22 protein-coding genes are annotated in these 25191 nt (G+C 34.6%); 9 read left to right on the top strand and 13 right to left on the bottom strand.

Going from position 1 to position 25191, the window contains the following annotated elements; translation table 11 throughout:
* Window positions 1–36: 36 nt before the first annotated feature.
* The 3 genes from AB1279_RS00590 (at window position 37) to AB1279_RS00580 (ending at window position 4806) form a co-directional block, all read left to right on the top strand.
* Complete coding sequence (locus AB1279_RS00590; RefSeq protein WP_429757487.1) at window positions 37–1491, top strand: oligosaccharide flippase family protein; 1455 nt, start codon at window positions 37–39, stop codon at window positions 1489–1491.
* Window positions 1492–1717: 226 nt separating this feature from the next.
* Window positions 1718–2539, top strand: coding sequence for a glycosyltransferase family 2 protein (locus AB1279_RS00585; RefSeq protein ID WP_429757486.1), 822 nt, complete (start codon window positions 1718–1720; stop codon window positions 2537–2539).
* Window positions 2540–3207: 668 nt separating this feature from the next.
* Window positions 3208–4806 carry an ABC-F family ATP-binding cassette domain-containing protein gene (locus AB1279_RS00580; protein WP_429757485.1) on the top strand — a complete coding sequence of 533 codons (1599 nt, stop codon included), beginning with the start codon at window positions 3208–3210 and terminating at the stop codon, window positions 4804–4806.
* A gap of 272 nt (window positions 4807–5078) precedes the next feature.
* On the opposite strand, the gene AB1279_RS00575 is transcribed toward AB1279_RS00580, so the two are convergent.
* Window positions 5079–5771 (bottom strand): N-acetylmuramoyl-L-alanine amidase family protein, encoded by a 693-nt coding sequence (locus AB1279_RS00575; protein ID WP_429757484.1) that lies wholly within the window; start codon window positions 5769–5771, stop codon window positions 5079–5081.
* A gap of 160 nt (window positions 5772–5931) precedes the next feature.
* Between AB1279_RS00575 and AB1279_RS00570 the strand changes: the two genes are divergently transcribed.
* Together AB1279_RS00570 and AB1279_RS00565 are read left to right on the top strand one after the other, a co-directional pair.
* Window positions 5932–6969 (top strand): acyltransferase, encoded by a 1038-nt coding sequence (locus tag AB1279_RS00570; RefSeq protein ID WP_429752934.1) that lies wholly within the window; start codon window positions 5932–5934, stop codon window positions 6967–6969.
* A 293-nt stretch (window positions 6970–7262) separates the two neighbouring features.
* Window positions 7263–8705: an ArnT family glycosyltransferase gene (locus AB1279_RS00565; RefSeq protein WP_429757483.1), complete on the top strand. Its 1443-nt coding sequence runs from the start codon at window positions 7263–7265 to the stop codon at window positions 8703–8705.
* Window positions 8706–8845: 140 nt separating this feature from the next.
* Here the strand turns inward: AB1279_RS00565 and AB1279_RS00560 are convergent, their stop codons facing one another.
* From AB1279_RS00560 to trhA, 7 genes are all read right to left on the bottom strand, one after another.
* Window positions 8846–8941 (bottom strand): hypothetical protein, encoded by a 96-nt coding sequence (locus AB1279_RS00560; RefSeq protein WP_429757482.1) that lies wholly within the window; start codon window positions 8939–8941, stop codon window positions 8846–8848.
* Between the two features lie 53 nt (window positions 8942–8994).
* Entirely contained in the window at window positions 8995–9960 is a 966-nt protein-coding gene (msrB, locus tag AB1279_RS00555) for a peptide-methionine (R)-S-oxide reductase MsrB (protein WP_429757481.1), read from the bottom strand.
* A 246-nt stretch (window positions 9961–10206) separates the two neighbouring features.
* A complete protein-coding gene (locus AB1279_RS00550) occupies window positions 10207–11241 on the bottom strand; it encodes an AI-2E family transporter (RefSeq protein ID WP_429757480.1) in 1035 nt (344 codons plus the stop codon).
* 349 nt (window positions 11242–11590) lie between these two features.
* Window positions 11591–11740 carry a hypothetical protein gene (locus tag AB1279_RS00545; protein WP_429757479.1) on the bottom strand — a complete coding sequence of 50 codons (150 nt, stop codon included), beginning with the start codon at window positions 11738–11740 and terminating at the stop codon, window positions 11591–11593.
* Between the two features lie 245 nt (window positions 11741–11985).
* On the bottom strand, window positions 11986–14019 hold the full coding sequence (locus AB1279_RS00540) for a fibronectin type III domain-containing protein (RefSeq protein ID WP_429757478.1): 2034 nt from the start codon (window positions 14017–14019) through the stop codon (window positions 11986–11988).
* Between the two features lie 223 nt (window positions 14020–14242).
* Window positions 14243–14875, bottom strand: coding sequence for an AmiS/UreI family transporter (locus tag AB1279_RS00535; protein WP_429757477.1), 633 nt, complete (start codon window positions 14873–14875; stop codon window positions 14243–14245).
* Between the two features lie 511 nt (window positions 14876–15386).
* Window positions 15387–16034, bottom strand: coding sequence for a PAQR family membrane homeostasis protein TrhA (trhA, locus tag AB1279_RS00530; protein ID WP_429757476.1), 648 nt, complete (start codon window positions 16032–16034; stop codon window positions 15387–15389).
* A gap of 304 nt (window positions 16035–16338) precedes the next feature.
* Between trhA and AB1279_RS00525 the strand changes: the two genes are divergently transcribed.
* The gene (locus AB1279_RS00525) at window positions 16339–16899 is read left to right on the top strand and encodes a DUF1836 domain-containing protein (protein ID WP_429757475.1); all 561 of its coding nucleotides are present in this window, start codon (window positions 16339–16341) and stop codon (window positions 16897–16899) included.
* Window positions 16900–17011: 112 nt separating this feature from the next.
* On the opposite strand, the gene AB1279_RS00520 is transcribed toward AB1279_RS00525, so the two are convergent.
* The gene (locus tag AB1279_RS00520) at window positions 17012–17179 is read right to left on the bottom strand and encodes a hypothetical protein (protein ID WP_429761259.1); all 168 of its coding nucleotides are present in this window, start codon (window positions 17177–17179) and stop codon (window positions 17012–17014) included.
* Complete coding sequence (locus tag AB1279_RS00515) at window positions 17176–17502, bottom strand: hypothetical protein (RefSeq protein WP_429761258.1); 327 nt, start codon at window positions 17500–17502, stop codon at window positions 17176–17178. The genes AB1279_RS00520 and AB1279_RS00515 overlap by 4 nt, the downstream gene beginning before the upstream one ends.
* A gap of 150 nt (window positions 17503–17652) precedes the next feature.
* Between AB1279_RS00515 and AB1279_RS00510 the strand changes: the two genes are divergently transcribed.
* The 3 genes from AB1279_RS00510 (at window position 17653) to AB1279_RS00500 (ending at window position 22993) form a co-directional block, all read left to right on the top strand.
* Window positions 17653–19545: a PhoX family protein gene (locus tag AB1279_RS00510; RefSeq protein WP_429757474.1), complete on the top strand. Its 1893-nt coding sequence runs from the start codon at window positions 17653–17655 to the stop codon at window positions 19543–19545.
* Window positions 19546–19845: 300 nt separating this feature from the next.
* Window positions 19846–21201: a glycosyltransferase family 2 protein gene (locus tag AB1279_RS00505; RefSeq protein WP_429757473.1), complete on the top strand. Its 1356-nt coding sequence runs from the start codon at window positions 19846–19848 to the stop codon at window positions 21199–21201.
* A 136-nt stretch (window positions 21202–21337) separates the two neighbouring features.
* On the top strand, window positions 21338–22993 hold the full coding sequence (locus AB1279_RS00500; RefSeq protein WP_429757472.1) for a multicopper oxidase family protein: 1656 nt from the start codon (window positions 21338–21340) through the stop codon (window positions 22991–22993).
* 192 nt (window positions 22994–23185) lie between these two features.
* Here the strand turns inward: AB1279_RS00500 and rlmH are convergent, their stop codons facing one another.
* The 3 genes from rlmH to AB1279_RS00485 are packed head-to-tail and all read right to left on the bottom strand — an operon-like array spanning window position 23186 to window position 25155.
* Window positions 23186–23665, bottom strand: coding sequence for a 23S rRNA (pseudouridine(1915)-N(3))-methyltransferase RlmH (rlmH, locus tag AB1279_RS00495; protein WP_336482056.1), 480 nt, complete (start codon window positions 23663–23665; stop codon window positions 23186–23188).
* Window positions 23666–23724: 59 nt separating this feature from the next.
* A complete protein-coding gene (locus AB1279_RS00490) occupies window positions 23725–23910 on the bottom strand; it encodes a CxxH/CxxC protein (protein ID WP_098310129.1) in 186 nt (61 codons plus the stop codon).
* Between the two features lie 51 nt (window positions 23911–23961).
* Window positions 23962–25155 carry a S1C family serine protease gene (locus AB1279_RS00485; RefSeq protein WP_429757471.1) on the bottom strand — a complete coding sequence of 398 codons (1194 nt, stop codon included), beginning with the start codon at window positions 25153–25155 and terminating at the stop codon, window positions 23962–23964.
* Window positions 25156–25191 lie beyond the last annotated feature (36 nt).

Here is a 25191-nt window from a genome sequence, read left to right as displayed (position 1 = left end):
TATACTCAATAAAATTATGTATAGAAGGGTCTAGTTATGCAAAAATCACTATTTAAAAACATTTTGTATAAGATTACACTGAATGTCTTTAACGTTATTCTCCCCCTACTCGTTGGACCATACGCTTATCGGGCACTTGGAGCCGATTCAATGGGGACTGTAAACTCGGCTGATACAATTTTCAATTACTTTTTTATTTTTGCCGTATTTGGTATTTATCAATATGGATTAAGAGAAATTAGCTTAATAAAAAATGATAAAAAGAAAGTAAGTCAGCTTTTTACAAACCTTTACCTTATTAACTTAACAACAAGCTTGCTTGCTCTAGCAGCCTTCTTATTATTTAGTTACATCGGTTATGGAAATGAGAAAATATTCCCTGTTTTAGTTATTTTCGGATTTAACTTCATTGCAAATATGTTCTATGTAGAATGGGTAAATGAGGCTCATGAAAATTATGATTTTATTGCAATAAAAACGATCTGTGTCAGATTAACTTACGTTGTGCTATTATTTATAATCGTTCATAATGCGAATGACTATAAACAATTTGCAGCATTATTAGCTCTTTCAACATTTTTAAATCATTTTTCCAGCTTTGTATACATTAAGCGGAGAATAAAATTTGATTTCTCTAATATTAGAATCGTTCCGCACTTAAAACCATTACTATTAGTTGTTATTTTTTCAAACGCAAATATCTTGTATACACAATTAGATCGCTTTTTACTTTTCCAACATTTGGGTGCGAAATATGTCGCTTATTACGTAATGGCTTTTCAAATGATGACGATTATTAATACGCTCATGGTTAGTGTTATTCAAGTTACGATCCCTAGATTATCTTATTTATCTGGAAATGCCGATGAAAAAGAATATGAAACATTATTAAATAAAATTTCAAAAGTATATTTTATTACACTCTTCCCATCTGCAATTGGTCTTTTTCTAATTGCCCATGCAGCTGTCGTTATTTACGGTGGAGCGGAATTTGCATCTGCTGGGAATACATTATCTATTTTCGCTCTATATATGGTTTCCTTAGGCATCGAGTCGATTCTATCGAACCAAATTATTTATGTGAAAAAGAAAGAACATATTTTAGTTCGCTTTTTATTCATATGCGGTTTCACAAACCTTGTATTAGATATCTCATTAATTATCTTTCATGTCTTCACACCAGCAACTGCTATTTTCACAACAACGATGGCAAACTGCTTATTAATTGTTTTAGAATATATATATGTGAAGAAGAAATTAAAAGTAAATTACAAATTGTTTGATATGGGTAAATTAAAATATTTATTCTACTCACTAACATTTATTCCGTTAACATTTCTTGTAAAGATGTATTTCAAAAATACACTATCATTTGCTGTTATCACAATTGCGATAAATATATTTGCTTATGCCCTTATCCTATTGATAACAAAAGATGAAATTCTCTTTATGTTTTTAAATAAAATAAAATTAAAATTTAAAAAAGCGTAATAAAGTGAAACTTCCATCAGTGGGGGGTTCTTCATCCCCCACTGATGGAAAGCTCTCACCAATCGAGCTTTTACGGGCAGTTATCCCCCACCTATCTTCTTCGATTCTCTCAACCTTGAGGTGGAGGGCTTACTGCCCGTTAATGCGGGATAAATTATGAGGAAAGGATACTGTATCTTTTCCTCAATTCTCATGCAAACGAAACTTCTTAAAGGAGCTGTTACGATTGAAATTCTCTTTAATCATGGCCACTTGCGGCAGACGTGATGATATTATAGATTTACTAAAATCGTTAGAAAAGCAAACTTACAAAAACTTTGAACTCATTGTAGTCGATCAAAATGATACACCAATCTCTGATTTATTTGAGGACTATAAAGAAAAATTTCCAATCAACTATATATACACACCGATCAAAGGACTATCTCGTGCACGTAACACAGGATTAAAAGTAGCTGATGGCGATATTATTGCTTTTCCAGACGATGATTGTATTTACGAAATAAATGTATTAGAAAGCATCCAAGAAGCGTTTGAAAAAAATAAAGACATTCACTTTATCTCTACTAATACAACAAATGTAGAAGGGACAGGCTCTTTAATACACGCACCAGAAACGGATATCATTTTAAATAACAAATATGGCTTCATAGGACCTTCCTTTACATTATTCTTCACGAAACAATTTATACAAGATGTAGGCACATTTGATGAAGACTTAGGAGTTGGATCAGGAACGATTTATGGAGCTGGTGAAGAAACGGACTTTGTACTTCGCGGTATGAAGAGTGGATATACAGGTGTATTTAAGAAAGACCTTTTCGTATATCACCCAGTAAAAGAAGAAGTCATTAATGAGCAATCATTAAAAAGAGCAATTTCCTATGCTGGAGGTTTCGGCAGAGTCATCCGCTTGCATTATGGATTCCCTTATTTTTTACGTGCCATTGCTGCTGCTACATTCCGTACAGTACAAAACATCTCTAACGATAAACGAAAATTCCATGCAAATCGCTTAAAAGGAATTATGAGAGGGTACTTTAAATAAAGTTCAACTTCCTTTCATGGATTCTTTTCCCATGAAAGGTTAGTTGAACCAATCGGGCTCAAACAGGCAGTCTAACTTCTCTGTTTTAGCTAAACATATTACTGCCTGTTTGACCGGGATAAAGTGAAACTTCCATCGTTGGGGGGCTTACTACCCGCGAATAGCGGGATAAAAGAAAAAGCAACTGGTCCTGCGTTGGACAGTTGCTTTTTCTTTATAGGGTTTCAACTTACAAAAAACAAGGGGATTTTTTATAATCTCCAAACAATTGATGAATAACATAATGATTATCATCTTGGTATAAAGCACGTATTATCGTATTTATCATTATATTTATCCATCTATACACTGTTTATATGACCTTGTTAACGAAAGTGTATAATATATAAAAGGGATCAACTATCGATTTATCTTACAATAAAATTACATTATTGTAAGGTACATCGATAGTTACAACAATTCATATTTTTCCTTAGTACAACATAAAGTGAAACTTCCATCAGTAGGGGGTTTCTTCATCCCCCACTGATGGAAAACTCTCACCAATCGGGGTCTTACTGCCCACGAGTAGCGAAATAATTTTTCCCATAAAGTTACATCTCCTATTCATACGGAATACGTGATAATTTAAAGTTAAAAGATAGCTTTATATTTAAGAATTTAGTATCATGATTCAAGATACTATTTCAAACAGGGCGGAGGACACTATGAGCTTATTAACAGTTGAAAGCCTAGGTCATACCTTTGGCGATCGTACATTATTTAAAGATGTATCAATGCGTTTATTAGCAGGAGAGCATGTTGGCTTAGTCGGCGCAAACGGCGTTGGTAAATCAACATTTATGAATATTATTACAGGGCAACTTATTCATGATCAAGGACGTGTAGAATGGACACCAGGTACGCATTACGGATATTTAGATCAGCACACAATTTTAACGCCTGGAAGAACTATTCGTGACGTATTAACAGATGCGTTCTTACCGTTATTTGAGAAAGAAAAAGAGTTAAATACAATTACTGAAAAAATGGCAACAGCATCACCAGAAGAATTAGAAGTACTACTTGAACAGATGGCAGAAGCGCAAGATGCACTTGAAGCAGGCGGTTTCTATTTATTAGATATTAAAATTGAAGAAGCAGCACGCGGTCTTGGAATTGATGCAATTGGTTTAGATCGTGATGTTTCGGCATTAAGTGGTGGACAACGCACAAAAGTATTGCTTGCTAAACTATTACTTGAGCAGCCAGAAGTACTATTACTCGATGAGCCGACCAACTATTTAGACGTTGAACACATTCAATGGTTAACAAACTATTTAAAGGAATATCCACATGCGTTCCTTTTAATTTCCCATGATACAGAATTTATGAACAAATGTGTCAATGTTATTTTCCATCTGGAATTCTCAAAAATGACACGCTACACAGCAACATATGAAAAGTTCTTAGAACTAGCAGAAATCAACAAAAATCAACATTTACAAGCATATCAAAAACAACAAGAATTCATTAAACAGCAAGAAGATTTTATCGCACGAAATAAAGCGCGTTACTCAACGACAGGACGTGCAAAAAGCCGTCAAAAGCAGTTGGAGCGTATGGAGCGTATTGATCGTCCAGAAACTGCTATGAAACCTGAGTTTTCTTTTAAAGAGTGCCGTGCAAGCAGCCGCTTTGTCTTCGAAGGCGAAGATGTAGAAATTGGCTACACACATCCTCTATTACCAAAATTAACAATGACAATTGAACGTGGTGAGAAAATTGCCATTGTCGGATGTAATGGGGTCGGAAAATCAACATTACTCAAAACGATTCTTGGAAAAATTAAACCGCTAAACGGAAAAACAAGTCTTGGTGATTTCTTAGAGCCAGCTTATTTTGAACAAGAAGTAAAAGCAGAAAATATTACACCAATTGATGATGTATGGAATGCGTTCCCACACTTAGACCAACATCAAGTACGCGCAATGCTTGCGAAATGCGGTTTAAAAAATGAGCATATTTCTCGTCCATTGAGCCAACTAAGTGGTGGTGAGCAAGCAAAAGTTCGTTTATGCAAATTAATGGCAACAGAAAGTAACTGGCTATTATTTGATGAGCCAACAAATCATCTTGACGTAACAGCAAAAGAAGAATTACAACGTGCTATGAAGGCATATAAAGGCACAATCGTTCTTGTTTGCCACGAACCAGACTTTTATGAAGGTTGGATTACAAAGGTTTGGAACGTAGAAGAATGGGCAGAAAAAGCTGCACAAAAATAAAGTGAAACTTCCATCAGTGGGAGTATTGCTGTCCGCGAATAGCGGGATAAAGTGAAACTTTAATCAGTGGGGGTTTTCTTCATCCCCCACTGATTATTAGTTGAACCAATCAGGCTTTTACGGACAGTTTATCTCCCACCTAACTTCTTTGCTTTCACTGAATTTTGAGGTGAGAGTATTACTGCCCGTTAATGCGGGATAAAAAAATGCCTCTTGTATTAGGAAAATTATCCTATACAAGAGGCATTTTTTATATTCAATTAAGATGAGGCTTATTCAGAATACTGCCAAACTCCTTTATTATTGAAATAATTCCATTTACCATCAATAGGCCACCAACTTGTTACCATGTAATAGTAGTCTGGGTGTAAGTAATACCATACCCCACCATCTTTTAACCAGCCAGTATGTCCTGTTCCATTTGCATTGAAATACATCCAGCCAGCTCCGTCATGTACCCAGCCTGTTTTCATTGCTCCGCTTTTCGTATCTAAATAATATAAATTATATCCATCATGCACTTCACCTGTGTGCATAAAACCTAGTTCTTGATCTAAATAGTACCAACTTCCGCCATTAAAGAGCCAGCCCCTTTTTAGTACTCCACTTGGTTCAAAATAATACCATGAATATCCATCAAAGAACCAGCCTGTTTTCATTGCCCCGCTTGTTCCATCTAAATAATATGTATTGTAACCATCTTCAAGCCAACCTGTTTGCATATACCCTGTTGACTTATCCATGTAATACCATTGCCCGCCATCTTTAATCCAACCAGTTTTTTTCATACCATTTTCATAATAAAACCACAATCCATAATCTTTTACCCAGCCGCTTTGATTTTGCGCAACTTGTTGCACTGTTCCTGCTTTACTTATGCCTTCAGCTTGTACATTTTCTCCATATAAAGCAGTCAGCATGAATAGACTAGCAAATAAATAGATTGAAAATATTTTTTTCTTCATCTGACAATCCCCTAACAAAATGATTATTATTTCTTCTTATTTTATCAATATTCACTTGGCAATTCTATCTTTTTCACGAAATGAGACTATTTTATGCTACATTTATACTTAATGAATAATCGCTATTTTAAAGATAAAATTTATTTGGAGGAGTAAAGTTATGAAACGAGTTGTATATCTGGATTGGTTACGCATTATTGCCACAATCGCTGTTATCACAATCCATGTTTCTGCCTCAGTTGTAACAATGAATTTATATGATCATGACCAGTCATTCTGGCTAGTAGGAAATCTATTTGAAAGCCTCTCGCGCTTCACTGTTCCTATGTTTGTTATGATTAGCGGTGCATTATTATTAAGCGGTTCGAAGGACATTGAATACAAGCAATTTCTTTGGAAACGTGTAAATAAAGTATTTATTCCTTTAATTGGATGGAGTATTATTTACTTCATATACTGGTGGTATTTCCGCGGTGCTTTTGATTTTTCTATTAAAACTTTCATAAAAGCATTCCTAAAGAATGGTATTAGCTACCATCTATGGTTCCTTTATATGATAATAGGTTTATATTTGATTACACCATTAGTGAAAATTTTTGTGAAGCATGCTTCTCGAAAAGATATTCAATATTTTCTACTTCTTTGGCTCTATGCATCTATTATTGTAAAATGGATGAATCATTCCTTTGGTTATAGCTTTAACGTTGAATTATATTATGTATCAAATTATGTAGGTTATTTTATCCTAGGATACTATTTAGCAAATTACGAAATCACACCAAGATGGAGAAAATTAGCTTATATAGGGGGGCTACTAGGGATATTTGCTACATTTGCATTAACGTATTACTATACAAGAAAAGCCGGTGGGCAACTGGATGAATACTGGTATGAATATTTCTCACCTAACGTATTACTCGTGTCAATAGGACTGTTCATCTTTGGAAAATACAACATATCACGCAGAAAAGAGCGTCTATCTCCTATCGGAAATATCATCAATGAAACAAGCTTTGGTATTTATCTTGTTCACATGCTTATACTTGTTGTTTTTGAACATAATCTGTTCCAAACTATTGGAAATACAATGCACCCAATCTTCTCTATCCCTTGTAAGGTGATCATTACATTAGTCATAAGTACCATGATTGCATGGGTTTTGAAAAAGACCCCAGTTCTAAACAAACTTGTTCCATAAGTACACAAATAATCGTAAATGAAATTTACTATATGCGTAGGCTGTTGGGAGTTTTTTCTTAACAGCCTATTTTCACATTTGTACCGCTAATACCCTCTCAACGATAGACGTTATATAAAACAGAACTGTAAGTAAAAGACTATGTGACTTCAAGCCCTTTTTTGAAAAACATTTTTCCTGACTATAAAAAAACAGTATCCTTATATATGTATACTTTTTTACACATACCGCTAAGAATGTAAGTAATTGATTTACCTTAGAAACTCACGGTGATAAGGAGTGTCAAAAAATCTATGTTAAATATACGATGGAGCCGATTAAGCCATTTGTTAGGAAAATTCTTAATTGTATTGTGTCTTATCATTTTTGCCTTTGCTATATGGAACTCTTATTGGGCTATAAAAGAGGTTTTACAAGTTAGAACCCTTATAAGTGGACCCATTATTATATCCATTATGGCTCTACTCATCTTACTAAGTTACCTCGCTAATAAATTTCTCTCTCGGGTTACTTTTATTCTTTTATTAATAGTTTGCGCTTTTACGATTCGATTTATTTGGATTATTAAGATCCCTACACCTCTTGAATCTGACTTTGCAGTCATGTATGAGAGTGCTGTACAAGCTGCTAAAGGCGATTTTAGTTTTACAACTTCCTCCTACTACACCACATGGGTGTATCAACTAGGATTTACAATGTATGAAGCTTTTGTTGTAAAATTATTTGGTGACAGTACGTTCATCTTAAAGCTTTTAAATATCTTGTATTGCACAGGAACTACACTATTTGTATACGGCATTACATCAAAAGTTTTTAATGAGTGGTCTGGGCGTATTGCTGGGATCTTATATGCCTTCTATATTCCGAGCATTGTCATGAGTTCTATATTAACCAATCAACATCTTGCCACATTTCTATTTTATTTAGGCTTCTACTTATTAGTAACAAAAGGATTAAGTAGTAAGTATATGTGGACTTTCATAGGAGCTATTCTATCATTTGGCGATGTAATGCGTCCTCTAGGTATGCTCATTTTATTAGCAGTAGCAATTTACCTCTTCCTTGATGGCTTTCTTGGAAAAGATAAACAAACAATGTTCAACACAACAAAGAAATTTGTTGGTATCATCATTGTCTTCTATACTGTTCATTATCTTATAAGTGCATCTTTTATGGCAGCAGGAATTACAAAGTATCCTTTATCAAATCGTGATCCTCTTTGGAAGTTTGTATTGGGCTTTAATTACGAAACAAAAGGAACATACTCAACTGAAGATGCAAATCGTGTTATGAGCCTAGAGATAGGTGAAGAACGGACAGTAGAAGAAAAGAAGATCATTAAAGAACGACTTGCAGATAAGGAAAAAGTGTTAGAGCTCTTTGGAGATAAATTCGCCTATATGTGGGGAGATATTGATGCTTCTGGTTACTGGAGCTTAGGTCAGCTAAATAAAGAGAATTTAAAAGATAAATCTATGGAATATGAGAAATACATATACGTTGCCACTATGCTATTTGGCCTGGTTGGATTACTATCTTTGCTTGTACAAAAAGAAAAAAATCTTCAATATACCTTATTCTTACTTCTTATTATTGGGTATGTATGCGTTCATTTCCTAATTGAAGTGCAAACAAGATACCGTTATTTCATCATCCCGAGTTTTTTCATTATTCAAAGCTATGGTATATACATTACTCATCAATTGATACAAAAGATGTTCATATCAAAAAAATAATATGACTCTAAAACAATACGAAACACCCATTTTCTTACTAATATTAAGAAAGTGGGTGTTTTCATTTCCCGTTAAATTAGTACCTCCCGTCCATCATTTAACCAACCTGTCTTTAATACACCATTTGGAAGTACATAATTTCAATATTTACCTCTTAAAAACCAATCCGTTTGCATTGCACCGTTACTACTAAAATAATAATTATAGTTACCGATGTTAACTTTACCTTTTTCCATTAATTATGGGTTTTATACAGAAATTAAACAAAAAAAATAACCTCAAAATGAGATTATTTTTTATTTCCAAATAAAATTAGAAAATCCCCGTATCCTTCTTTTTCTAAATCCTCTTTAGGAATAAAGCGCAGTGCAGCAGAGTTAATACAATAGCGTAAACCATTTGGTCCTGGGCCATCCGGGAATACATGTCCTAAATGAGAATCCGCATCTTTGCTGCGCACTTCCGTTCTCGTCATATTATGGCTTACATCCATTTTCTCTTTTATACTTGCTGATAACATCGGTTTTGTAAAACTGGGCCATCCACAACCACTATCAAATTTATCTAATGAACTAAATAAAGGTTCTCCTGAAACAATATCAACGTAAATACCTTCTTCTTTATGGTTCCAATATTCATTTTGAAAAGGCGGTTCTGTACCATTTTCTTGCGTAACATAAAATTGCATCTCTGTTAAGCTTTCTTTTAAATGAGAATTATCCTTGGGCCAATGTTGTTTTATAAATGCATCACGCCCAGATCCTTGACGATATAATGCATATCGAAACGAATTTTTTTTATGATAACCTTGATGATATTCTTCAGCAAGATAGAATGTTGTAGCCGGTAAAATTTTCGTGACAATTGGCTTTGAAAATCGCCCACTTTGTTCTAAATCAAGTTTAGATGCTTCGGCCTTTTCACGCTGTTCTTCACTATGATAAAAAATGACTGTTTCATATGATTGTCCGCGATCATGAAATTGGCCCCCAGCATCGGTTGGATCAATTTGTTGCCAATATAAGTGCAGTAATTGTTCATATGGCATACGATTCGGATCAAAAGTAATTTGTACGGCTTCATAATGTCCCGTTGTCTCTGAACAAACTTCTTTATACGTTGGATTTTCCTTATGACCACCTGTATACCCAGACACAACCTCTATAATGCCATTCATCTCTTCAAATGGCGATACCATACACCAAAAACATCCTCCAGCAAATGTTGCAAGTTCATATTTCTCGTTTACAGCCATTTCTTCACCCCTCTATCTTTTTCTTACAGTATGGCATATTGAAGTATAAATTATAAAGTGGAACTTCCATCAGTGAGAGCTTTTTTCCTCCCCTGCTGATAGAAAACTCTCGCTAACCGAGCGAGCGCATGCCAGCAGTTATCCCACACCTACCTTCCTTATTTTCTCGAGGCCTTGGAGTAGCCCGGCTAATAGCGGGATAAACAAAAAAGCATCGGAAACGGATGCCTTTTGTTTAACAGTTATTTATTTCCCATTTACAGGCTCTTCTTTCTCATCACTCGTTACTTCAAGCACATCTAGTAAAAACATAAAGATTGGGATCCCTATAATTAATCCCCAAACCCCTAAGAAATGTTCAGAGAAAATTAAAATCATGAATGTATAAAAAATAGGTAAATTTGTTTTCTCTGACATAAACTTTGGATTTAAGAAATAACTTTCAATTGCATGAATGACTGCCACCATAATTAAAATGTATAAGACATATACCATGCCACCGATATTGTAAGCAATTATACAAAGAGGGAATAGTGAAATAATTACACCCGCAACAGGAATTAAACCCAATAAGAAAATCATTAAAGCTAATCCGAGCAACTGCGGAAAACCTAAAATCCAAAGCGCGATAACAGACAACACACAATTTACAATAGCAATGAGGAATTGTGCTTCAATCACTTTTCCAAATGAGCGAGCAAATTTCCTTCCAAAATATTCAATTTCATTGTAAAAAACAGCCACTTTACTGCCTTTAAACTTTGATGTAAACGCAACAATTCTTGATTTTTCTAGCAAGAAAAATAAGCTTAAAATGAGTGAAAGTAAAACTTGCAAGCTTACTTTCCCAATGTTTGCTAACGAACTATAAATGATGTTCACGCCTTGATTGACATACTTTGATAATTCTATATGATCAATTGCAGAAACTAAATATCTAATTATTTCATTATCAGGTGGATTTCGTACAAATACATTAAACTGATACACGAGCTGTGTAATTTGTATCATTAGAACTGGTACATATTTGTATAATGTGATAACAATCCCACTAACTAATGTTATGTATAGAAATGCAATAATTATTTTTCTATTAATCGGTAAAAAATGTTCCAGCTTGCGAGAGATAAATTTTTGAAACCGGTCCATTAAATACGTAAAAATAAATGTAATTAAGATTAAATTAAACATACTTTTCAACCCATATAACACAAGCACAAGTAACCCTAATATAACTAACCTCTGAAATCCTTTACTTTGAAACAGGTTTTTCATTTGCATAATCGAAGCTTAATCTCTCCTGTCCTTATAATTCATACTAATTTCATTTTACAATATAAAAGGTACTTTCAGAACGAATTCTTGTAAACTGAACAAAAAGTTTTACTGGTAAATTCCAATTAAAAATATGTTATCTAAATCAATGTAACATAAAAAAGCAAACTATTAATAAAAATCTGTTTCTATTAATAGTTTGCTATCTTTATAAAAAGCTCATTCATATAAGGTGAAACTTCCATCTTTTATCCACCCCGTTTGCATTACACCTGTTTCAGGGTGTAAATAAAACTTACTTCCATTCAAATCAGCTTTTTACAAGTACATTATTTTCGTAATAGTACCTTTTACTTTACTCTTCAATCCATCTCTGTTTTTGTGCCGTTCCATTATTAGGACTGATTGTTTTAGCAGATTTTCCCCCGATTGTATCTGCTAATGTATGTAATGGAAATAGTATTACAATACATGCGAAAAATAAATTGAGAATACACTTCTTCAAATATACTCAACCTCTCTTTTCTCAAAATCAATTTGTAATTCAACCTATTGTTTCTATTTTACCATATTATTACATAAGGAAATGAAATGCTTTTTATTTCATTTCCTTATGCAAGCCATGCTTAATCCTATATATCCTTTGTGAGCTAGGAATCTTACCATCTTTAATTTGAAATAAAAAAAGAAAAGAATGTTATTCATTCTTTTCTCCCTTACATAATATATTCTAAACTATTAAGATACTTTTTATGGACGCCATACACCTGTATAATCAAAGTAATAGTATTTTCCGTTTATTTCCAGCCAACCTATTTGCATTGCGCCACTACCAGCTAAATAGTACCAACTGTTTCCGCTTTGCAGCCAGCCTGTTTTCATCGCCCCATCTTTATCTAAGTAGTACCACGTATTTCCGCTTTGTAGCCAACCTGTTTTCATCGCTCCGTCTTTATCTAAGTAGTACCACGTATTCCCACTTTGTAACCAGCCTGTTTTTACTGCTCCATTACTGTCTAAGTAATACCATGTACCTTCAATCCGTAACCAACCTGCTTTCACTAATCCGCTGCTATCTAAGTAATATTTCGTATTACCATCTTGGATCCAACCCGTTTGCATCATTCCATTACTGTCTAGGTAGTATCTCATGTTCCCTTCTTTTACCCAGCCTGTTTGCATAACCCCATTTTTGTCTAAATAATACTTAGAACTTCCATATGAAAGTACACCCGTTTGCATAGCTCCGTTCCCTGCAAAATAGTACCATTTTCCATTCAAGTTAAGCCAACCTGTTTGCATCATACCTGTATCCGTAGCATAATACCATTTCCCATCAGATTGAATCCAACCTGTTTTCATCGCTCCATCTTGTCCTAAATAATACCACTTCCAAGTTTGCTCAACCCAGCCTGTTTGCATAACTCCATCTTTATCTAAGTAGTACCATTTTCCATCAGATTGAACCCAACCTGTTTTCTTTTCACCAGTGGCTTCATCTAAGTAATACCATTTTCCATCCCTTTGGATCCAGCCTGCTTGTTTTGTTGCCGTACCTTGAATAGTTAAAGAATTACTAGATTCATTGCCCCATGCATCTACTGCTACAATTTCAAATTGATAATTCGTATTAGGCTTTATATTTGGAATGGTTGCCGAAACCCTGTTATTTTTTGCGTTTTTATCCCAAAACTTCACATATGTAGTTTGTATCTTTTTACCGTCTTGTTTAATGTAGTATTTATCAATTTGCGTATTATCAATTGCAGGATCCCACGAAATCGTCATTTCATCTCCGACTATATTTTCAACTTTTATATTCGCATGATCCTGAAAGACAGGTTTTTCTGTATCATCAATGGTCTTCTCGTAAGGTACTTTTATTGTATATGAATTAACCCATGTATGATTACTAAACTCTCTTGCTTTTATTTCTACTTTATCATCATAAACATTAACAAGTAGTCCTTGTGAAGATTTATCTGGACCATACCCACCTTCATACAAAGTATTGGCAATTGAACTTGTATTCACCATCGTGAATCCATCTTGATATGCCGTTTTTGCATGATCAGCCATATAATGTAAATGACCAGAGAATAAAATTACTTGCGGGTATTTTTTTAATAAATTAGCTAATCTACCATCTCTTAGGCCACCGCCCCACTCATCACTACCATATACTGTATCATCAATAGGTTGATGTAAAAAAACAAATATTGGCTTTTTCGGGTCAGCTTGAACTGATAATGTTTTTTCTAACCATTTGTACTGTGCATCAGAAATGATCGCATAATCATTCTCGTTCATTTCTTCTCCGCCAAGTGAAATAAAATGATACCCTTCTATCCATTTATCATAATAAACACCCGACATGCCTGTTTTATTAACAAATCGATCTGTTAATGTTTTATTCGTAATCCAAGGCTTAGGCCAAAATCTCATTTCAAATAACTCATGATTCCCAATTGAAAGCACTTTTTCCGCATTTGGGTTCATATTCGTATTTAAAATTCTATTAAATTCATCATACTGCGAATCAAGTCCCTGATCTGTTAGATCACCAACAACAGCCAAAGCTTTATAGTTAGGAGCTAATTCCTTATACTCCTGTAATGCCTTAGCAAAATTATCAGCTTGATTTGCACCAGAAATATGTGTGTCACTCATTACTGGTATTTGTAATTTAGGAACTTCATTTTTTTCCGCTGCAAAAGCAGGGGTTTGTGAAAACCCAATTACACACGCTGCAGTTACTAAACAGCGAGAAATTATCTTTTTCATTCTATCCATCCCTCGTCCCATAATTTTAAATATTGGTAAATATAACCTCCCTTATTGTAAATCTTTTCTTTTTATATAGTAAAGATAATGTGTAATAATTAAATTTTTCTGAATTGTAACAAGGTTAAAAAGAGGACAAAAAAATCCCTCTCATGAATTAACTTTTCATTTCACACTCATTAATTCATAAGAAGGTTATAAGGCGCCCACTTAAAGCTATTGATTAATAGCTCGTGTGCGTATCTATATTTTTATGAACAGCATTTACATTTCCCTTCACCTTAAACGTACAAACACAGAAATATATAATCGAAAGAATCGATATACATATCCATAAGTTATATACATAAGAATTTCCCCATACACCTACCAAGGAAAGAAGAGCAGGACAAGTTAGTGTAACCCATGACTGTACAAAAGCTATTTTTCCAATATAATGATTGATATTCTTTTTCTGTACATTAGAGATAAAGAATAAAAACCATAGAAACGCCCACATCAGCCAAGTTAACGCATTAACGATATCATGAAAATGTATAATAGCCACAATCATGTAAAATAATGCAATAATCGCTACCCAAAGAGAAAACCAGCCTAATCCATCACCTTTTAACCCTACAATGAAGGTAACTCCTACATATAAATAAGTTAAACCAAATAAAAAAGTAGCTGCATATAAATACACTGTCCAATTACTTTGATCGGATACTACAATTAAATAAAAAGGAATAATAATTTGCAGTATACCTACAAATAAATTAAAAACACCAATACTCTTTTCTTCCGCTTTTCCTAGCATTACAAGGCTGTTTAAAAAGAGCGTTGCACCGGAAAGTAATAATCCAACATCACCCATATATATTCTTGTGAAAAACAAAGCCGTTTTTCACAACGATACCTCCTTACATTATACATTCGTTTTTTGATAGTTTTAACAATAAAAAGCAGTTCCTCTTCTCCAACAACATGTAGCAGAGGAACTGCTTGTATTTTAAAAATTTTACAACGGATAATACATTTTCACTTAAGCGCTTCCAAAATGAAAAGTATGCATTAATTTATGAAAACGATATCAATATAATAACAGCATTCGTTATAAAAATAAATGCTAAAAAAAATAGTATATAACCCACAAAATACCTTTATTTATAAAATCATTACAATCAGAGGGCATTTCTATCAGTGAAGGGAGTAATCCTCCACAAATAGCGGGATAAAAATACGACTCTTTTTAACGAAAAAACTCCTATCTTTTTTCCTTAGATAGGAGTTTTTTATGTGTAATTTGAAATGTTCCCCATATATACAAAAATTCATTAAGCTGTAAAGTTTCTTATCGAACATTAATTTTTATTTATATTCAAATACTAAATTACGTAGAAGTAAACACATAAAAAGTGAGCAAGGCTACCTAGTAACACAAAAATATGAAAAATTTCATGATGACCCATATATTTAAATTCCAACCATTTCGGTTTTGCACCATAAATAAATCCGCCAATCGTATAAAATACCCCTCCTAGTATCAATAGCACGAGACCATTTGTACTGAGATTTTCTGATAATGGAGCAAAAAAGAATATAATTAGCCATCCCATTAAAAGATAAATAGATGTCGATAACCACCTAGGACAACTAAACCAAAACATTTTAAAAATAATTCCGCACACAGCGGTTGCATACACCAATATGAACAATAGCAAACCTTTTTCGGCTTGTAACGTAATTAAACAAAAAGGTGCATATGTACCTGCAATTAAAACAAAAATCATGGAATGATCTAGTTTTCTAAAAAAGTAAATGACACGATTGCTTGCAACAACCATGTGGTATACAGTGGATGCAGCGTAGAGAATCATCATCCCCAACCCAAACAAAATGACTGCTGAAATTGTAGTGACAGACGGCATTTCTATAGAAACTTTGACTAACATAGCAAGAAGTGCGACGAATGATAAAATTGCACCTCCAAAATGCGTAAATGCATTAACCGGTTCTCTCACATAAGAATTCACATTAACAACCCCCTATATAATCACACATAGTTTTAATAACTACATGTAATTATATAACTATCATTTATAAAGGTCAACATTTACAAGTAATATGTTTCATAATACTATAATTAAATATACAGGAATAACCACAGAAAGTTATAATCACTAATAAAGTGAAGCTTCCATCAGTGAGCATTTTTTATCACCCACTGATAATTAGTTAAACCAACCGAGCATATGCCCTCACCTTGTTTCCCATAACATTGAGGTGGGCACAACAGCATAAAAATTTACATCATTCCTATAAAAGTGAGGGTTTCATATGGAAAATATAAAAGATTTACTAGAAACATTACATTTAGAAAAAAAAATTACACTTGAAGATATCCCTAATGTAGATTTATATGTAGATCAAGTCGTTCAGCTATTTGAAAATAGCTACAACATGACAACTAGAAATGAAGATGAAAAAGTACTAACGAAAACCATGATTAACAACTATGCAAAAGGAAAACTGTTTTTTCCTATTAAAAATAAAAAATACTCTAAAGAGCATATAATCTTAATTAGTTTAATTTATCAGTTAAAAGGGGCACTTTCTATTAACGACATAAAAAGTTCATTAGTTGAAATTAATGAAAAATTAGTACACGAGGACGATTTTGAACTAGATGCTCTGTATAAAGGTTACCTCCATCTAACAGAAACAAATATCAAAAACTTTAAAAATGATGTAAACAATCGAGTAGATGAAGTGAAAGCAGAAACTGCTATCTTCGAAAATGAAAATTTTGAGAAGTTTTTATTGCTTACATCTTTCGTAACCATGAGTAATATGTATCGACGTTTAGCAGAAAAAATAGTGGATGAAATAAAATCATAACTTCTTGTATCCAAAAATGAAAAGCAGGCCGTTTCCATACTTCTTTTGAAACTACCTGCTTTTTAATATTTTATAAACTCATTTCCATTTTAATTAAGCTTTATTAGCTCTTCTATCTTATCCATGCACCATTCGAACCTAATTTATAACCATCTATCCTCGTATTATACGCCATTTCTCCACTGCCATAGAAGTAATACCACGTATTATCTAGACTTAACCATCCTGTTACCATGGCGCCACTTTCATTTAAGTAATACCATGTATTACCTGATTTCAGCCAGTCACTTCTTTACCTGTAATAGGAGAATAATAATACCATTTTTCGTTAATTTGTTGCCAACCTGTTGGTACCCCTTCTGTTTGAAACTCCATTTCAATATCATTTGGTAACTGCATTCCTAAATAGCCTGATACAGCTTCCTTTTTTATTGTAAGTGTGTATGTTGTATCTCCTTTAAAAAGTTCCGGTTTAATCGTTAATACACCATCAACTACCTCATTGTGTATCTCTAGAAAACCATCAGGGCCTTTTACACTGATTTTCGCAGCATCTTTAAGAGTAATTGGTTGATTAAAAGCCAGCTTAAATACACTTTCTATCGGTACATTCTTAACGCTATGATAAAAATCATTATATAAATTTATTGTTACTTTAATAAATTCTCAACACTGAGGGATATTCCTTAATACCCTCTTAACAATTCAATGATTTAATAAAATTATCAAAAGTTTAGGGGGAATCAAATTATTATGAAAAAAATAGTTTCAGCTGGTCTTTCTATGGCTATAATGGCTTCTGCTGCCGTTCCGACTTTCGCATCCGATTTTGATCATGATTCTAAGTCTCAAAAACACAATCAAATAGAGCGCGTAGAATTTACTTCTATGAAAGCCCCAACTACTATTGAAAACATGGTCAAAACTTATTCAGAAGCTAAGGTGAAAGTCACCTATAAAGACGGCAGTGTAAAAGAAACTCCTCTTGATTACAAATCTCTTTTTTTATCCAAAGATAAAATTGTAAAAAATAAAGGCGAAATGATCCCCGCTGGCACTCCTATTGACGCAAAAGGGAATCCGATTGTCGATAAAAGTATTCCGTACAAACCTTCTTATTTTATTTCTGATGCACCTGACTCCAATAGTTTAATTACGATTTCTGGAAAATCTTACATTATCTCTCATTATGAATATGATTCAATAGATAATGCAGGAAACTCAATTTCTGGCCTCCCGGCATCCATGACTCTTACACAAGTTGATCAAAATAAAAAAACTGGCGAACTAACTGTTAATAACGCCAAAAAAATTGATTTTTCAAACGTAAATGGTCTCTGGACTCCATGTAATGGGACTACAACAGATTGGAACACTCATCTTGGCTCAGAAGAATATGAACCTGACGCACGCTCATTTGAAGATCCTACATCCAGTTCTTATAAAGCTGTTACAAACTTTGCTAACTACTACTTTGGTGATAAATCTAAAGCAAATCCTTATTTTTATGGCTGGATTCCTGAAATCTCCGTCAATGCACAAGGAGAACCTTCCGTTGTCAAACATTATAGTACAGGAAGATTTTCTCATGAACTAATGCAAGTTTTACCCGATGATAAAACAGCAATATTTGGTGATGATGGCGTAAATACAATGATGTTTATGTATGTGGCAGATAAAAAGAAAGATTTCTCTGCAGGAACGTTATACGCAGCTAAATTTAAACAAACAAGTACTGAAAATGGCGGTGCAGGAAATTTAGAATGGATTAAGCTGGGGCATTCAACTGATAAGGAAATAAAAGCTATTATTGATAAAGGCGTTAAGTTCAGTGATATTTTTGATACAGCAACTCAACCTACTGCTGGCTATACGGCGATCAAAACATCAGCAAATAAAAATGTCGAGTACCTTAGAGTAAAACCTGGGATGGAAAAAGCAGCTGCATTCCTAGAATCTCGCAGATATGGTGCTATATTAGGTGCAACATCTGAATTTAATAAAATGGAAGGAATCGCTGTCAATGAGAAAGATAAAAAAGCGTATATCGCTATGTCCTATCAAAATGGCAGCATGCAAAAACAAGAAGGTAGCATTCAAGACGATATTCAGCTACCCGCTATTAATTCTGGCGTAACTTGGCAAATAGACTTAAACGAAGAGCAAAAAGATAACAGCGGCCGTCACATCGAGAGCGAATTCGTACCCGCTAGTATGAAAGGACTTATTATTGGAGAAGATTTGAAAGCTCCAGATGCCTACGGAAATACAGCTGCACCAGACAAAGTAGCAAATCCTGATAACTTAACCTTCTCAAATGATTTAAACACGTTATTCATTGGAGAAGACAGCTCCATGCACACAAATAACTTTGTATGGGCTTATAACGTTAAAACTAAGCAACTATCAAGAATCCTTTCAGTTACTGCTGGTGCAGAAGCAACAGGATTAAGAGCAGTTGATGATGCTAACGGCTTCCGTTATGTCTTAAGTAACTATCAGCATCCAGGTGAAGACCTGGAAGGCAAGCAAATTACAGCCGTCGACAAAGCTAAATTAGAAGAAGCGATGAAACAAGGCATAGGCATTCAGGAGACCGGAGGAGTTGGCTACATATCTGGACTACCTTTTGGAAACAAAAAATAAGAAATCTGATAAAATTAAACTCCCCTCAGTGGGAGTTTTTCTTCATCCCCCACCTATTTTCTTCGTCTAAGTTACTTATTGAATCCAGAACTGTTTAAATATCTTACACCTATTTAATTCTAATACCTTAGTTAATGTCTTCTTTTCATATGGTATATAAATAATAAGAGAGAATGAATATAGAAATATTGGAAATAACTTGATACAATTATGCCTAATATCCATAATCTACGATATTTAAACCATGGATACCTCACATAAAACGTTTATTCAAATAAAATCGATAGAGGAGAAAATAAAATGGATCCAGTGACAAATCAGGAAACTCTACAAAATATGAAACCTAAAGAAACAAAAAATTTATATATCCCAATTAAAAGTAAGTTTTATATCAGTCATATTGTAGCGTTCATATGGATGTGTTTATCTATTTGGTTTTCTATACCGTGGGTAAAAGACTTGGGCTTCTTCATAACTGTCCCATTTGCTATTCTTATTATTGCAGGAATTGCCTATATACCTGGTTATATGAACGCATTTATGGTGTCTAGTTTATTACTTGATAGACAGCCCCCATTAAAAGATCCTAATCCAATCCCCCCCCTTACTATACTTATAGCATGTTGGAACGAAGAAAAAGGAATTCTGGATACGATTCGCTATATTGCAAATCAGGATTATCAAGGAAAGGTAAATATTATTGTAATTGATAATAACTCTACAGATAAAACCGCAGAAATGGCTAAGGTTGCAGGGAAGAAATTTAATTTAGATGTAACAATTGTTCATGAATCTACTCCTGGCAAAAACCATGCCTTGAATACGGGTTTCTCATATGTAAAGACAGACCTTGTAATTACATTAGATGCAGATACGTTACTACATAAATCAGCCATTCGATATATTGTTGCCCGAATGATGTCGGCCCCACAAGATGTATGCGCAGTTGCTGGCAGTGTACTTGTTCGTAATAGCCGTGGTGGTTTTTTAGCTAAGATTCAAGAATGGGACTATTTTTTGGGAATTGCCAGCGTTAAACGACTACAAGGGCTATTTCAAGGCACTCTAGTAGCACAAGGAGCTTTTTCACTTTATAAAACAGATTCCGTTCGTGCAGTAGGAGGGTGGCCAGACGCTATTGGGGAAGATATTGTATTAACATGGAAGTTTTTATCCAATAATTGGAGAGTTTATTTTGAGCCGCTTGCTGTCGCTTTTACTGATGTACCAGAATCATTGGAGCATTTTTGCAGACAAAGAAGCAGATGGGCAAGAGGGATGATAGAGGGCTTAAAATTAGTAAAACCATGGGAACATCCTATTTCTTACGTACGCTATCTCACAGGATGTAATATTATTATGCCGTATTTGGATACAGTGTATACTTTCTGTTGGTTGCCAGGTCTTATTCTTTCATTTTTTGGACACTATTGGATTGTTGGTCCTACAACCTTATTTGTCTTACCTTTAACTATTTTACAAAATTATTTTATGTATCGATATCAAAAACGCATTTTTAAAAATCTTGACTTAAAAATAAGAAAAAATAATTTAGGGTTTCTAGCTTATGTTCTAATTTACCAGATGATAATGAGCCCAGTTTCAGTGTGGGGTTATATTCAAGAAGGATTAAATCTAAAAAGGGTTTGGAAATAGTTCCAAACTCTTTATTTTTTTACAACCCAATCCTTTTCCGTTCATTTCCTATTAGAAATTCGTCTATACCCACTTCAATTAAATTCATATTATATATAACAAACAATATTTGATTCTTTAAAAAGGAGGCAGTTAATTGTCTTTAAAAAAATTTGTAGATGCATTACCAATTCCTCCTGTCTTAAAACCAGAAGGTACCCATGATGGAATCCCATTCTATGAGGTAGCGATGAAGCAAGTCAAACAAAAATTACATCGTGATTTGCCGCCGACTACCGTCTGGGGTTACAACGGTATGTACCCTGGACCAACATTTGAAGTAGAAAGAAATCACCCTATTTTTGTAAAATGGAAAAATAAATTACCTTTTGAACACCTGCTGCCCGTCGATCAAACCGTTCATGGTGCGCAACCAGACAAACCTCCTGTTAGGACGGTTGTCCATTTACATGGAGCTCGGGTTCGTCCAGAAAGTGATGGATATCCTGAGGCATGGTTCACAAGAGATTTTCAAAACGTTGGACCGACATTTGTGAATAAAGTCTACTACTACCCAAACTGTCAACGTCCTACAACACTTTGGTATCATGATCACGCCATTGGAATCACTCGTTTGAACGTTTATGCAGGCCTTGCGGGCTTCTATCTTCTCAGGGATGAAGAAGAGAAAAAATTGTGTCTTCCTAGTGGAAAATTTGAAATTCCACTAGTCATCCAAGATCGTTCGTTCTACGCCAATGGTGAGCTATTCTATCCATCCCAACCAGGAAATATGGCGCCCCCAGCCCCGCAGCCGCCGCCACCAATCGATCCTACATTACCAAATCCATCAGTCGTCCCTGAATTTTTCGGTAACACAATTTTAGTCAACGGAAAAGTATGGCCTTATCTTGAAGTTGAGCCACGAAAATACCGGTTCCGCATTCTAAATGGCTCCAATTCTCGTTTTTATCGTATGCAGCTAAGCTCTGGGCAAAATTTTATCCAAATTGGTACGGATGGAGGACTTTTGGAAAAACCAGTCCCAGTGTCCGAAATCATCCTTGCACCTGCGGAACGCGCCGATGTCATTGTAGATTTTTCAAACCATAACGGTCAGAGTATTATTTTAACAAATGACGCACCAACCCCATTCCCTGATGGTGAAAGTCCTTCTGAAGATCTAAGGCAGATTATGCAATTTCGCGTCAAACAAACATGCTGCAGACCTGACAAAAGCAAAATTCCACAAAAATTGAGTTGCTTGGAGCACCTAAATCCCCAGGATGCTGTAATTACACGAAAAAACACTTTACTTGAAGCTACTGATAATTTTGGACGCCCTATGCCATTATTAAATAACATGGAGTGGGATCAGCCCATTACAGAAACCCCGTATAATGGAACGATAGAGATTTGGGAGCTGTACAATACGACACCAGACACTCACCCGATTCACTTGCACCTCGTCAATTTTCAAATTTTGAATCGTGCTGTATTTACTGGTGATCCAAATGGTTCTAACCTAAAAGTAGGGCCGCCAATACCACCCGATTTAAATGAGAGAGGATGGAAAGATACTGTTCGTGCCAATCCCGGAGAAGTTACCCGAATTATTGCACGTTTTGGTCCATTTACAGGAACCTATCCTTGGCACTGCCACATTCTTGAGCACGAAGATTACGACATGATGAGACCCTACGAGGTTCTAACTAATCCTACCTTTAATCCATGTGAACGAGTTTCAGAACAATGCAGTGATAACTCCTTTTCTCAATGCTTTGACTGTCATAAACACCGTAAAAACAAATGACAGTAAACAAAACCGATGCGATGATGATTGAATTCAATATTCAAATTTAGTTACACATTTTTTAGCAACGACCTAAAAGGGTTCCATTTTTTATTCTTTTTAAGTCTTAAAACAAAAAAGAAGAGAAATCATTATTCCTTGATTTCTCTTCCCTCTTTCATTCAGTTGATACCCTTGAATAAAGAACTTCATTTACTTATGATACGGTTCATTACGATTAATTCGAAACGCTCTATACACCTGCTCTACCAGTACCAAACGCATCAACTGATGAGGCAGCGTCATTTTTGAAAACGACAATGACTCATTAGAGCGCTTCATTACTTCTTGGCTTAGCCCAAGCGATCCTCCAATAACAAATGCCACTTTACTTTTTCCATATGTAGCAAGGCGATCTAAGTTTGCAGCAAACTCTTCTGATGATTTTTGCTTTCCCTCAATTGCTAATGCAATTACATGCGTATCATCAGAAATTCTATCTAAGATACGAATTCCCTCTTTTTCTTTTACCATTTGCATTTCTGCTTCACTTAAATTCTCCGGTGCTTTTTCATCTGGTAACTCAACAATCTCCACTTTTGCATAGGCCGATAATCGTTTTAAGTACTCTTCAATGCCTTGTTTTAAATATTTTTCTTTTAATTTTCCGATTGAGATAATTAAGATATTCACATATATTCCCCACCTTACAAACACATTATCCACAGAAGTTATCCACATATCCACATTTATCATCCACATATTGTGTGGGAATCTGTGTTCGATACAACATATGTCGCCTTATTTTGACAAAATTCACACGTTTTTTGCTCATTATCTTTATTATCCACAGTGTGGATAAATGGTGGCACTTCACATTCATCCACAATAATATCTAACGCTAATTCCACATGTTCTAAACAACAAGGTAATTTCATAATTTCACCTCACTTATCCACAACAGAAAACAGGAGGGGCTGCCTCCTGTTTTAATACTGCTGACTGCCTAATTTTATAGTTGTTGTTTCTCGTTTTGCACCACGATAATATGTGACTGTCATTTTATCATTAATTTTCTTATTGTATAAGATTTTTCGGAATGCAATAATATCTTGAACTGCTTTTCCATCCACTGCTACAATGACGTCATATTCGTGTAAACCTGCATCCACACCAGGAGATGGGCTTTTCACATCTAAAATACATACACCTTCTGTTATATTAGATGGAAGATGTAATGTTTTATCCCAATAATAATTTGGAATTTCATTTAAAGACCTTAATTCAACTCCAACGTAAGGTCTTCTTACTTTCCCATACTTTTCAAGCTCATTCATAACTGGAACAGCTCTTGTGATAGGAATTGCAAGTCCAATTCCCTCTACCTCTTTTGCAGCAATTTTCATGGAGTTGATTCCAATAAGCTGCCCTGCTTCATTTACAAGAGCCCCGCCACTATTACCTGGATTAATGGCTGCATCTGTTTGCAATACTTCCACTTGCCAATCATAATGCCCATCTTGATCTAAATCAACCGGTACAATGCGTTCATTTGCTGAAATAATCCCTTGCGTTACAGTACCTGAAAATTCTAAACCAAGAGGGTTCCCAATTGCAAGCGCAGCTTCACCACGTTTTACTTTCGTAGAATCACCAAGTTCAATGACCTTTTTCGCATATTTTTCATCAATTTGTAAGACAGCTAAATCAGTTACAACATCAGTTCCTAAAATCTTTCCAGGAACCTTTTTTCCATCACTCAAACTTACTTCAATGCGATTTGCTCCCGCTACAACATGATTGTTCGTTACAATATATGCGTTTCCTTTTTCCTTCTTATAAATTACACCAGATCCTGTTCCTGCTTCGGAATCTGCTTCTGAAAAATTATCACGCTGAATATTAATAACACCCACAACCGCTTCTGAAGCACGATCAACAGCTTTAACAAAGCCATCTCCTGTATTCACAACCTGAGGAGCAGACTGTGCTATATACTGTTTCTCTTCACTTGCTTCAGTTTCTCTTGTTGTAGTCCAACCTAGTTTTGAAAACGTTGGAATCGCAAAAGCAAATAATGTAGCACCAATGATAGTTCCCGCTACACCAGAAATAAAAATATGTTTATGCTTTTGCTTTCTTTTTCGTTTCATCTGAACATCTTCTTCATCAATAAAGGACATTTATGCTCACCTAGCCTTCCGAAAGCATTTATATTC

The organism is Bacillus sp. S14(2024), from assembly GCF_050473785.1.
In the GTDB taxonomy this organism is placed as follows: domain Bacteria; phylum Bacillota; class Bacilli; order Bacillales; family Bacillaceae_G; genus Bacillus_A; species Bacillus_A yunxiaonensis.
The sequence above is the reverse complement of the archived record's forward strand: the minus strand, read 5'-3'. Positions and strand labels throughout refer to the sequence as shown.